Raw genomic sequence first — 11,609 nt, 5'->3', positions numbered from 1 at the left:
GCCTGCTTTGGGGTTCAGAAAGGTGGTTCCCAGTTGGGTGGCTCAGAAAATCAAACCCAGGCGCGATTTCACGTTGCTGAGGGGGTTCAGCAAGCCCAAAACGGGCGGCTCAGAAAGGTGCACCTTCTTGAGCTGGCTGTGAGCCGTAACTGATCTGTTGAGATTTGGTTTGCAGCATTAAAAAAAGCTTTTTTTAATGCTGCACCAACAGCTTTGAGGTAAATTTGAGGCCGGCTAGGCAGCCTAGCCTTATTTACGTCTCTTTTTAATGCCAAATGCAGGTCCTATATCATATTAATCCAAACCGAGACGTACCCTGGAACGCTTTACCGGAGTTACCTATCGCCCAGGAACTGTGGCGCACTACGGAGGTGCTGGAGCAGTTAGGCCAAGCCCGCGAAGCCTTGGGACGGCTCTACGGACGGAGCGTGGCTATTCCCAACCAGGGGTTACTGATTACTTCCCTTAGCCTCCAAGAGGCCAAGGCCTCCAGCGCGATTGAGAATATCTTCACGACCGACGATGAACTCTACCGGGCTTTCAGCGAAACCCTAGCCGAACAGGTAGAAGGGCCGGCTAAGGAAGTGCTGCGCTACCGCGAGGCCCTCTGGAGTGGCTATGAGTACCTGAAAGGGGAGGCCGGTTTCACCCGCGACTATTTCATTCGCATGTTCCGGGAAATCAAGCAGGTCGAGGAAGGCATCCGCCCCCCCTTTTCGGCCACCATCATTCGCCAGGGCGGCAGTGGCTTCCACGCTGGTAAGGCAATCTATACCCCGCCCCGAGGGATGAATATTTTGGAAGCGAAGCTGGACAACTTGTTGGCCTTCGTCAACGACGACCAAGCCTATCCGCTGCATCCCTTACTCAAGATGGCCATGGGGCACTTTCAGTTCGAAGCTATTCACCCGTTTCGGGATGGCAACGGGCGGACGGGACGCATTTTCAACATCCATTACCTGGTGCAGAAAGGCCTGCTGGACTTTCCGATTCTCTATCTAAGCCGCTACATCGTGGAGCATAAAGACGCCTATTATGGGGCCTTAGCCGGCGTCTCGCAACGGGGCGACTGGCAAACCTGGCTGCTGTACATGCTCAAAGCTGTTGAAGTCACGGCGAACCTGACCTTCGATAAAATCAATCGCATCCTGGCTGCGCGCGAGGCTATTTTGGAAGTAGTAGCGGCCCACAAGGGCCTGCGGCGTCCCGACCAGCTAGTGCAGAAAATATTCACCCAGCCCATCACCCGGGTCAAGCACCTGACGGAGGACCGCACCTATGCCGAAAATACCGCCCGGGACTACCTCAATAAATTGGTTGAGCTACAGGTCTTGGAGAAACAGACTATCCGAGGCAACCACTATTATGTTAATCGTGAGCTATACAGCATCCTGGAAGATTGACGCCCTTACCCACCTCACCGCACGCGCGCTGTACGTGAAGCCTTCTCCTTCAAAACGAGGCTACCACTCAGAGTTTGTCACACAAGACAAAGGCTCGTCTCTAAACTGACTGGCGCAGGCTAAGACATTATTCAGTCGTTCGTTTATGAAATGTGACAAGCTCAATCGCGTTGGCCAAGGTTGTCACAGGACTATTTTGCGAACGGGTCTGCTGGTGTGTGTTCGGCAACTACCTTAGCCCGCTGTACGAATCACTTCTTTCCCGACTTGCTAAATGAGGTATGTGAACGCACTTTTGGTAGGTGTCCTCGCCGCTTTGAGTGTCCAGTGTACCGCTGAGCCCTCTCCTAGTGCTTCTAAACACTATCAAGTTAAGCTCAACGCTGAGTTATGGGCTGCTGTTCACACGTACACTCGGTTAGCGCATCTGCCTAAACAGCACGCCGCCGTTACCCTGAGTTGGACGGGCGTCTATGATGGAACGGTCATCTATCTCTCCTCGACTCAAACCCATCCCGAACGCGTCGGTACCTACCCGGTCTTTTGGACCTACGCTGACAGTACGCTCGTATTCGTCTACGACAGTAAATACCCCCATCTGCTGGCCGACTCGCTCGGGTTGAAACAGGAAATCGATGCCGCGATTCGGACTACCAACGTAGCCTTAGCCCGAACGGGCAACTATGTAGAAGACCCGCTTCCCTTGCGATTCATCACCTCCCACGGACAGCAGCGGATTGATACCAGCCGTCTCTATGTAAAAATGTGTCAATAAAGCACGTAAGCCCCTGTAAGTAAAATCAATCTGAGTTAGCGACTGACGGCTGCATGTATTTCCGAAAAGCGTAGTAGCTTGGCTGTTGCCGAACGCTCAGGGTAGCTCACCAACACACTGCGTCATTTGCAAACCTTTTACAAGAGGTGGGCTGCTAAGTTTCTTCAGCCAGTGTAGACCTTGCTGGCCACTTAGTTGGAGTTCGACAACAGCCGGATGGATAACATGGACAAAGTAAGATTTTAAAGGCAATAAAGGTAAAACTATGCCGGTGCGTTCTTCGCAGAATATAGCGATTTCGTTAACGGTGCACCCTTTTTGTAGTGCAAACACCTGTTAGACAGAGATTTAATCATTTAAAATTGGTTGTATTGTTCTCGAAACCGCTATAGTCAAATAACATAACGCTAGTTATATCCCCACTCTTGGAATAAGGGCGGTTTTTGGCCCGCCGCGTCGCTACGCCCTGCGTGGTACTTTGCTGAGGTGGAGGTTCAGCCTCCACCTTGGGTCATAGTTGACTATAATCAAACAGAGCCTCCCAAACAGTCATTTGGACCGTGGTAGGCCCGTCTTTATGTTCTAGGCAGGTGCGCTGCTGAAGCGTAATTGGGTCTAGGCGCGTAAACCCGTGGCGCTGCACCAGCAGTAGAATGGCCTTGCCTTCCTCCGTGTCACGTTGTTTCACAGGGGTTTCTACCTCAGAGAAAGACTGATACAGCACATAAAACTTACCTACCAGGGAGAGCCGCAGGTAATGCTCTTCCCGGCTGCGTATGGCGTAGGAAAAAGCGACTTCGTAATTGAGGTCAGTGAAATCTTCCACGACAAAATCTCGGGTCAATTCGTCCACCAGGGCTTGATAGGGCCGGCGGTTATATCTCCGGAGTGAAAACCCATAATGGGGCTCCGTAGCTGACCCATAGGCGGCTACAATAGCCTCGTTGACCACTTCCAAAGAGTCTGGTTGCCGTGATGAATTGAAGACATGAGCCATAATGGGTAGTCGATGAATGCACCCTCGAAAGGTTATTGAAACGGTAGTTTTGAGAGGTATAAGCCCATTTTACGTGTTGTAAACGGTCGTTGCTAGTATGTAAAATAACTTTTTACGTGTTGCAAAGGACTGTTTACAGTACGTGAACTGCAACTACAGCCTTAGATAAGTAGTTCTTAATCAAGAACTGATAGCTAAAGGATGAATAGCTGACTATCCATCCTTATGAAGCACTCACTGAGGTTACAATAACTTAGAATTTGATATCGAAACGCCCATCTGATATATGTATTTGTTTGCCCGTGCTTTTATCAGTGGCTACAAAATCAAAACGACCTGAAAGAATGCGCTGGGTAAGGTCACAACGTGTGATAAGTAATTGTCCTGGGTCTGTATCGAGCTTTTGGTAGGGGCTATTGCCATAGATAACGTTGGCTTGCGCACTCCCTTTCCCACTCTTAAACTGATAGGTCTTCCCAGTTTCAAGCGCTAAGCTGTCGGTGTTAATACCAATGCTATTAACTACCTGCCAGTCAACAACTCCCAAATTAAGAAAATAGCCCCCACCTCGGCCTGCGCCCAAGTTCAAGTATTCCGTCGCATATAAGCCAGGTTTGCCTCTCCCATCTTGTGGCACAAATACTTGGTTATCAACTTTACAGCCAAAAATACCAGCGCCGGTGGTTGTTTCAGGCGGCAGTTGCGGGCTTGCGTCATCTTTCTTGCACTGACTTAGTATCAGCAGACTACTCAAAAAAATAAGCGTGTTTCTGGCCGCCAAAGTTGATGTTTTTATAGAATTGATAAAGGAGAAATACAATCTGTAGCAACAAGAGTTTAGAATCGAAAATCTACCACTTTTTCAAGACTTGTCCAGTAACTGGTATTATGTAAAGGGATTATTCCGAGAACAAGCGGGGAAAGATTGTACTTCCCCACTGCCCCCAAAATCCTGTTTACCTAGGGCCGCGCTGACAGTTACCAAAGAACGATTTTATACGCAATACAGAATTTTATTCTGCATTGCGTATGTTTGGGGTATGGCGATGATTGTCATTGAGGAGAAGATTATCACCAGCTACGGCCGCAAGAACGCGCAGGCGCGGGAGGCGTTGAAGGTCTGGTTTGCCCAGGTGCAGCTCTGCACCTGGGCAAGTCACAACGACCTGCTGGCGGACTTCGCCACGGCGGACTACATCGGCCAGGGCCGCTACGTGTTCGACATCAAGGGCAACCATTACCGACTCGTCGCCCAGGTACTCTTTTCGCTGCGCACCGTCGATATCCGGCGCATCATGACGCACGCCGATTACAGTAAGCTCAGTAAAAAGCAGTTGCAAGACCTCTGAGGTCGTGTTCTTCCCTTTTGTTCTAATCCCTAAGACCGTGAATCTAACCACCGAAGCCGACCACAAAGCCGCCGTGAAGGAATTCCGGACGCTGGCCACCGACGAAGAGGCCAACCGCGACCGCCTGTTAGTGCTGCGCGATGCCATCCACGCTTTTGAAGAGGCCAATGGTCACAATCCTGGCCCCCCTACCACGGTAGCGGGCCGGCTGCAAGTCGAAATGTTCAAGCGCCATCTGAAACAGAAGCAACTCGCGCAGCTGCTGGAGGTGGGCGAGTCGCGCCTGAGCGAGGTGCTGCGCGGGCGGCGACCGGCCAATGGTGACTTTCTGCGTCGTATGTATAAGAAGCTGGGCATCCCAGCCGAGGAGGTGTTAGAACTGACTGCCTAGTTTACCTACTGCACTTTGACTAATCAAAAAATAGTAGTAAATGCTTGACTAGTCACTGATTAGTCAAGCACAAGTTGAAGAAGTTGCCAGACTGTTTACTTTGTGGCTTCTGACTAGTCACAACCTCGATGGAAGACACCGCTACTTTTTTGACCATAAAGCAAGCAGCTCAGCAAGTTAATAAGTCTGAGCAGACCATCCGGCGACTAGTCAAACAACACGCTAAGACTAGTCATATCCAGGTTGAGCAGACCCCCAAGGGTAACACGTATCTGATTAGTCAGACGTTTCTAGCGCAGCAATACCCTAGCCAGGCCGAACCGTTGCCGGCCGTGATAGCGCAGGCCCAGGTGCCCGAGGTTGCCGAGTTGCAGCGGCAGCTTGCGGAGCGTGACCAGACTATTCAGCAATTGCAAAATCGCCTGCTGGAGCAGAACGACGTGCTGAATGCTTTGACTAGTCAGGTGAATAGTCAGCGCATCGGACGCATTGAGGAACTGCTACTTAGCCAGAATGAGCAGTTGGGCGAACTGCAAAAGCGGCTGCCTGAACCTGCCAAAGTGTTGCAGTTGCCCTCCGCACCAGAGCCTGAGAAAAAGAGCTTATGGCAGCGATTATTTGGCTCCTAAAGGTATCATGTAGTCGTTTGTATTTGACTAGTCAGCTGACTAATCAGGTGATTAGTCACCGTAGCTATTAATCTGGTAATGAATGGATTTCATGCTGACCCGACTTGTCGCGTTCGAGGGCAGCCCGTAAGCGCGCTGCGTTAGCAGAGGAGGATAGCAGGTGCGCAGTCTCATCCAAGGTTGCCCCCTTCGCCGCCCGGCCCCGAAGGGTAACAAAGGGCAGGCTACGCAATAGCTCCAGCATAAAGGCGGCCCGGTGCTCGGGCACTTCAAGCGTGATTCTCAAGGGGTGGTTAGGTAGGCTCCTTAACCAAGGCAAGGCCGAGGGCTGGGAGGTGGTCAAAGTCATTGTCGGCCGTGTGCAACGGCAGGTCCAAGTAGAGGGCCGTGACCGCAATCCACAGGTCGTTCTTGCCCATGTTGCGGGCACTCATACCGTCCGGCAGCGGCTGGCCGCGCAGCTTGCCTTGGCTGTAGGCGTCGAGGCGGGCATACAAGGTGGCCAGTTCGGGCACGAAGCCTACCAGGGGGTACCGTTCCAGCAACTGCCGCAGGAAGGCTACCTTTTGATAACCCCAATCAGCTTTGAGCGCGAAGGCTTCCAACTCGCCAACCACAGCGAAGGGTAGCACTGCCCGCAGTGGCAACAGCTGCTGCCGGCGCAGGTGAGCGATGACGACGTTTGTATCAAAGACCACGGGTAGCAGCGGCACGCTCTTCGCGCAGTAGTTCATCCATGCGGGCATTTTCCTCGGCGGTGAAGCCCAGGTCAGGAATGGGTAGCTCCTGGGTGGGGGCCACCGTGTCCAAGAAGTGCTGCACCCCCCAGCGCTTGATATCGGCCGGAGAGTAGTAGGTAAGCTGCCCCCACCGGAGCGGGGGAATGGTTTCGAGGACTGTGGAGGTAATCATCTAGGAGAGAGGTAACTGAAAATTACTAGGTGGTATAGAGGCTAGCGCACACTGGTAAAAAAGGAAGGGCGCTTTGGCCTACACCCCAAAAAGCTTTGCTGTATACGCCCCAACGTTTTCCAGTTCTTTGTTGAGAACCCGCAGCTGGATTTTATGCAGTTGTCGGTTGATGTCGGCCAGGGAGTGCAGAGCCAGTACTTTCTGAGCTTGGTCCTGACGCAGGCCAAAATGGGCGGTAAGCCGTCCAAATGCGGCTGCATTTGGGCCTTCGTAAGACACTATCTGCTGCTTAGGGTGGTACTGGACGGTAAAGTCGATTTGCGTCACGCTACGGCCCTGTTTGATGGGTGTATAGCTAAATGAGAGGTCGGCCTTCCCATTGATTTCATGTTCAGAAGGGTCCAGTACCCGATTCTTGAAGTGAGTCCATTTTTCGTAGCGGTCCTTACCCGTTTTGGGGTCAATGAGGTCCAATCGCTCTTTTAGCTCCTGCACACTAATACGGAAAGACTTATCAGGCAGGTTTTTGTACATAGAAAATAGCTCGTATAGCCGCTTGGCGTACTTGCTGTTCAACGTTAGCGCAGCGTGTAGTTGCATTGTGGTAAAACGCTCTTTCAAATCTACATACAGCGGCCGTACCTTCTGGCTTAGCTCCAATTCTATGATTCCCTGACCGATTATGTATTCGGCGGATGCTACAAACGTCGCTTGAAGCAAGTGCCCGTTAGGCAGCGTTGTTTCAAAAAAACGAGTGATAAGGCGCTTGGTGGCACGCTGTAAGTCGGCCACCTTAATCGCTTCGCCTGTAAGCGTCATCAGTTCTTTGGCGGAGACATGGTAAAGTGTATTTGGCTCATCTTCTTTTTTGATGCTGGCCATGACCATGTATAGAATATTCTTCTCCAGAGCAGTCATCTCGTAACGGGCCACTGTCAGCGCATTGTCCTGCCATAGAGTAGCCCCGTCAAGCAGGGAAGTAGCATGTTTCATAGTGGCAAAGCTACTAAAGTTGTCATGTAAAAAATCCAGACAACCTATCAAAGACAACTTTCGCGAACTTTTTGATAACCTTTAGCCACCTAATTTGAACTTTTTGACAACTTTCAACCCCTATTTCGCGAACTTTTTGACAACTTTCGCGAACTTTTTGATAACCTATTTGAACTTTTTGATAACTTTAGTGCTCTGGGGGCCCTGTTAATCAAGTAGTTACGACACCCCCAAATAACAAGTAATGAAAAAGAATTGTCACAAGTATTTGAACGCGCAGGCGAGGGCTTTCAGAAAGTTGGTTGGCGCGGAATCAAATCAACCAACGGCCAAAAAGAAAAGCAAAAACAAGAAAGGCTTCGCACACTGGGGGGGCGGCACTTAAAGTATATATTATTGGTATTCAAAGGCTTATAAATCCTATTAACGAGCTTATATACCACCTTAAACTTGAGATTGCCAAGCTTATGCCGAAACGCTGCGCCATGGTATCTTGCATCATGGCTGACCACGTTTTCCGTCTCAAAGACACGCCTTTAGGCACCCTCCTTGTCAAATTTTACCAGATTGAACCCTATAGCCCAGAGGCATTTGAGCGCGCCGTAGGGCGTGATTTCCTCGCCGCGACCGTGCCGGGTTCCGGGATTATGTGGGGCTCCCGGCTGTACCAAGGCGAAGTAGATTCTGCTGCGGTATTACCCGAAGCTATTTTTAATCTACATCTGCGTTGCCCTCACTGCAACTACGTACGCATCGAGCGTGTCGGCTAGCTGTCTAGCTAACCAGCTGCCCAGGTACGCACCTAAATGCCTTTCTCCCCCTCGCGGTAGCGTTTGCGCACTTCGGTCCGGTGGTCGTCGCGCCAAGCCTGCACAATGTTGGCGAGCAGGTCGGACAGACTCACGTCCACACCGGGCAAGTTGACGACGGTGGCCAGGGCACGGTGCAGCTCAACGGGCAGGTACACGCTTTGCTTCTTGGTGACCTCCTTGGCAGGGGTGGTAAAATAGGCCAACGGACGGGGCTGAGGCGACGCAGTAAGGGCCGAGGTACTTGGAGCTGGTTCGGGGGATTGGAGGGCAACAGGGGCCGCCGTAGGGGCTAATGTGGTAGCCGGCGAGGCGAGTTGCTGGCCAGGTGCTATTGGAGCCGAGCCAGCTGCTGGGGAAGGATTTTGGTGCTCTTGGTTGCTGGGTTTGATGAAATCAGCGACTTCTGGATTGGAGGTTTGGTCGGACATGAGCGTGAGGTAAAGGCCAGTAAAAGAAGAAGTATTTTCAGCTTTGAACGAGTGTATGAAGTGACAAGTTTAGCTGCTTCTTTTTCCCCTTTTGTTGTTTTGTACTTGACCACTTAAAAAGCTACAGAGCTAAAATTAAAAAGCTGTCAGCGTTAATAAGTAACCAGCTAACTAGCTAAAGCTTTTACAGTTTTTAGCTATTTAGCTATCGTAAGCCAGTCGCTAGGGGCAGTGGGGAATGGTAGCTTTAGCCCTAGTGCGACCGTATCCTTGATGCCCCCGTTCGCGTATGTTCTTGCGTCAGGGAGCAAGACAGGTTTAGCTACCGCTAAACGTCTTGCTTTTGGCTCCTATCGTCGCCAAAAGACCTAGCCCTAATTTCTAGTATTATGCCTAAAACAGCTGATGAGCCCGCAGAAGAGCCCAAGCCCAAGCGGCTGGGTGGTCGGCCTAAGAAGGAGCCGGAGGACAGGTTAAAAAGCGTGACCACCCACGTCTCGGTGGAACGCTACGAAGAGTTGCAGGCCGGCGCAGCAGCGGTGCGGCGACCGATGTCGCAGTTCGTGCGGCCCCTGGTAGAGGCGGGGGTAAAGGCCCGTAAGCGGCCGGTGTTGCAGCTTACGATTGCGCAGGATGACTACTTGCGGCAGCTGTCGGGGATGGCCAATAACCTCAACCAATTGAGCAAACGGGCGCACCAAAGCGGGTTCGCCGCCGTGGCCCAGCAAGTGGAAGCGCAGGCCGCGACGCTGCACCGACTACTGGACTATTTCGCCGACGTGGTATGATTAGCCGGACGAGTATCGGGCGCAGCTTCGGCGGGGTGGTGCGCTACCAGTTCGAGGGCCGCAAGGAGCAGCCTAGCGACAAGCAGGCTGAGGTGCTGGCCGCCGTGGGCGTGCGCTCAGACAGCGCGGCTCACATGAGCGCCGACTTCAACCGGGGCCGGCAGCTGAACCCGAACTTGGGGCAAGCCGTGTGGCACACCTCGCTGAGCTTTAACCCCGACGACGCGGCGAAACTCGATAGCGCCAAGATGCTGGCCATTGCCGAGGGCTACGTGCAGAAGATGGGGCTGGACAAAACGCAGTATGCCATCATCCGGCACCACGACCAGTCCGACAACCAGCACCTGCACATCATCGCTAATCGGGTAGGGGACGACGGGCAGACCATCAAGGACGGGCACAATTTTTATCACTCCAAGAAGGCTCTAAAGGAGCTGATTCAAGAGCACGGGCTGACCCCGCCCCAGGGGCTACGGGTGGACAGGCAACACGCGCCGTCCGATAAAGCCGAGTTGGCCAAGTATGAAATCAAGCAGGCGCTACACCAGGCGCTGGCCACGGCCCCGGACCGGCCGGCACTGCTGGCCACGTTGCGGGCGGAGAAAATTAGTGCCCACGAGTTCACCAATAAAGCCGGCACCGTCACCGGCATTAGTTTCGAGAAGGACGGGCACGCCTTCAAAGGCTCAGCTGTGGCGCGGGCGTACAGTTTGGCGGGCCTCGACAAGCAGTTGGCCGCGAACCAGGAGCGCCAGCAGGCTGAGCAGGCCCGCCAAGTGGCTGCCCAGGAGGCCGCCGCGCAGCAGCTGCGGCAAGTGGCCGTGGAATTGGCCCACCGGCAAGCCGCCGAGCGCCAGGCCGCCCAGGTAGCCCAGCAGCAGGAAGCAGCGCGGCAGGCCGCCCAGGTGGCCCAGCGCCAGGAGGCCGACCGCCAGGCGGCGCAGCTGGCCCAACGCCAGGCAGCCGAGCGCCAGGCCGCCGAGGCGGCCAAAGTACCCGCGCTACCGGCCGTCGAGCGCAAGTGGCAGCCAGCGTACCAGCAATATGCGGCCGAGTTAGCCCAGCAAAACGCTCCTGTTCAGGCTTATAACAAGATTATTGATTCGTACAGCCAGTACCTCAAGGCAAAACCGAACGAGGAAGGGATACAGGACGTGGTGAAGTTGATGAAAGGCGACTCTAGCACGGCGACGCTTCGGGCCGAGTTAGACCGTCAGGTGGCAGCGCGGGCCATGCACGCGAACCAATGGGCCGATAGCTATGGCCAGCAAGCCGCGTTGCAGGAGCAGGCGAAAGGCGGCTTTTGGGGAAAATGGGTAAAAAGGGAGGCTACTCAGCTAGCCGAGGAAAAATTGAAGTTTCTCACGGACAAGGACCGGCCGTTGCCCGGCTTGTTGGAGCCGGACTTGCTAGCCTTTGCCCGCGCCGCCAAAGCGGCGGACCAGCCGGCTCCACCCATCGGCTTTGAGGCCCGCGCCTATTATCAGCCGGAGCAGGGGGGCCTGAACCTGACAGCGTATGCGGCCAAGCGCGAGGCCGAACGGCAGCTGGTGGTGCGCGTGCAGGAGCCGGTGGGCGACATCCAGGCCGCCGGCCGCGCCGAAGCTTTGCAGCGCAGCTTGACGAGTAAAGGCGCTACCGTGTCAGCAAGTACTACCGCTGATGCGCAGGGGAATCGGGTAATCGACCTAACCGTGCAGTACAGTGTGCAGCAGCCGCGTAGCGAAGTGAAAGAAATTAGCCTCATGCTGGATTGGGCCGCCGAACGGCCCGGGTACCAGGTGCAGGAGCAGAAGGCCGACCGGGCACAGCGCCAGGCCCCCGGCCAGCAAGACGCCCAGCGGGAGCAGGCCCGTACCCCCGATAAAAGCCAAGGCATGGGCTTCAGCAGGCGCTGATAGGGGTCCCATATGGCTGGGAAGCTTTTCCCAGTTCTATGCTCCGCGTGCTCAAAAAGGCCCGCAGCCACCGCGCCTACCCCCTACGCGATTAACGATAAATTCGCGCCTGCTTTGGGGTTCAGAAAGGTGGTTCCCAGTTGGGTGGCTCAGAAAATCAAACCCAGGCGCGATTTCACGTTGCTGAGGGGGTTCAGCAAGCCCAAAACGGGCGGCTCAGAAAGGTGCACCTTC

At 53.8% G+C, this 11,609-nt stretch carries 14 protein-coding genes; 8 read left to right on the top strand and 6 right to left on the bottom strand.

Features of this window, described 5'->3' with window-relative positions; translation table 11 throughout:
• The first annotated feature begins 275 nt into the window (after positions 1-275).
• Positions 276-1,403, top strand: a complete 1,128-nt coding sequence (locus tag QMK33_RS22885; protein WP_283566952.1) for a Fic family protein — start codon at positions 276-278, stop codon at positions 1,401-1,403.
• 274 nt (positions 1,404-1,677) lie between these two features.
• A complete protein-coding gene (locus QMK33_RS22880) occupies positions 1,678-2,178 on the top strand; it encodes a hypothetical protein (protein WP_283566951.1) in 501 nt (166 codons plus the stop codon).
• A 511-nt stretch (positions 2,179-2,689) separates the two neighbouring features.
• On the opposite strand, the gene QMK33_RS22875 is transcribed toward QMK33_RS22880, so the two are convergent.
• A complete protein-coding gene (locus QMK33_RS22875) occupies positions 2,690-3,175 on the bottom strand; it encodes a hypothetical protein (protein WP_283566950.1) in 486 nt (161 codons plus the stop codon).
• A gap of 253 nt (positions 3,176-3,428) precedes the next feature.
• Complete coding sequence (locus QMK33_RS22870) at positions 3,429-3,995, bottom strand: Riean_0653 family protein (protein WP_283566949.1); 567 nt, start codon at positions 3,993-3,995, stop codon at positions 3,429-3,431.
• A 220-nt stretch (positions 3,996-4,215) separates the two neighbouring features.
• Here QMK33_RS22870 and QMK33_RS22865 point away from each other — a divergent pair, with 220 nt between their 5' ends.
• The 3 genes from QMK33_RS22865 to QMK33_RS22855 all read left to right on the top strand — a co-directional run bounded on the left by QMK33_RS22865 (position 4,216) and on the right by QMK33_RS22855 (position 5,544).
• Positions 4,216-4,524: a type II toxin-antitoxin system HigB family toxin gene (locus QMK33_RS22865; RefSeq protein WP_283566948.1), complete on the top strand. Its 309-nt coding sequence runs from the start codon at positions 4,216-4,218 to the stop codon at positions 4,522-4,524.
• A gap of 37 nt (positions 4,525-4,561) precedes the next feature.
• A complete protein-coding gene (locus QMK33_RS22860; RefSeq protein WP_283566947.1) occupies positions 4,562-4,915 on the top strand; it encodes a helix-turn-helix domain-containing protein in 354 nt (117 codons plus the stop codon).
• A gap of 128 nt (positions 4,916-5,043) precedes the next feature.
• Positions 5,044-5,544, top strand: a complete 501-nt coding sequence (locus QMK33_RS22855) for a DNA-binding protein (RefSeq protein WP_283566946.1) — start codon at positions 5,044-5,046, stop codon at positions 5,542-5,544.
• A 293-nt stretch (positions 5,545-5,837) separates the two neighbouring features.
• Here QMK33_RS22855 and QMK33_RS22850 read toward each other — a convergent pair whose 3' ends face one another.
• The 3 genes from QMK33_RS22850 to QMK33_RS22840 all read right to left on the bottom strand — a co-directional run bounded on the left by QMK33_RS22850 (position 5,838) and on the right by QMK33_RS22840 (position 7,449).
• The gene (locus QMK33_RS22850) at positions 5,838-6,242 is read right to left on the bottom strand and encodes a PIN domain-containing protein (protein ID WP_283566945.1); all 405 of its coding nucleotides are present in this window, start codon (positions 6,240-6,242) and stop codon (positions 5,838-5,840) included.
• A complete protein-coding gene (locus QMK33_RS22845) occupies positions 6,232-6,456 on the bottom strand; it encodes a hypothetical protein (protein WP_283566944.1) in 225 nt (74 codons plus the stop codon). Before QMK33_RS22845 ends, QMK33_RS22850 begins: the two co-directional genes overlap by 11 nt.
• Before the next feature lie 78 nt (positions 6,457-6,534).
• Positions 6,535-7,449 (bottom strand): replication initiation protein, encoded by a 915-nt coding sequence (locus tag QMK33_RS22840; RefSeq protein ID WP_283566943.1) that lies wholly within the window; start codon positions 7,447-7,449, stop codon positions 6,535-6,537.
• A 500-nt stretch (positions 7,450-7,949) separates the two neighbouring features.
• Between QMK33_RS22840 and QMK33_RS22835 the strand changes: the two genes are divergently transcribed.
• Positions 7,950-8,219 (top strand): hypothetical protein, encoded by a 270-nt coding sequence (locus tag QMK33_RS22835; RefSeq protein WP_283566942.1) that lies wholly within the window; start codon positions 7,950-7,952, stop codon positions 8,217-8,219.
• A gap of 32 nt (positions 8,220-8,251) precedes the next feature.
• Here the strand turns inward: QMK33_RS22835 and QMK33_RS22830 are convergent, their stop codons facing one another.
• Entirely contained in the window at positions 8,252-8,689 is a 438-nt protein-coding gene (locus tag QMK33_RS22830; RefSeq protein WP_283566941.1) for a hypothetical protein, read from the bottom strand.
• Between the two features lie 389 nt (positions 8,690-9,078).
• Here QMK33_RS22830 and QMK33_RS22825 point away from each other — a divergent pair, with 389 nt between their 5' ends.
• Positions 9,079-9,477, top strand: a complete 399-nt coding sequence (locus QMK33_RS22825; RefSeq protein WP_283566940.1) for a MobC family plasmid mobilization relaxosome protein — start codon at positions 9,079-9,081, stop codon at positions 9,475-9,477.
• Positions 9,474-11,375: a relaxase/mobilization nuclease domain-containing protein gene (locus tag QMK33_RS22820; RefSeq protein WP_283566939.1), complete on the top strand. Its 1,902-nt coding sequence runs from the start codon at positions 9,474-9,476 to the stop codon at positions 11,373-11,375. Before QMK33_RS22825 ends, QMK33_RS22820 begins: the two co-directional genes overlap by 4 nt.
• The last annotated feature ends 234 nt before the right edge of the window (positions 11,376-11,609 follow it).

The sequence above is a fragment of the Hymenobacter sp. H14-R3 genome (genome assembly GCF_030063445.1).
In the GTDB taxonomy this organism is placed as follows: Bacteria; Bacteroidota; Bacteroidia; order Cytophagales; family Hymenobacteraceae; genus Hymenobacter.
The sequence above is the reverse complement of the archived record's forward strand: the minus strand, read 5'-3'. Positions and strand labels throughout refer to the sequence as shown.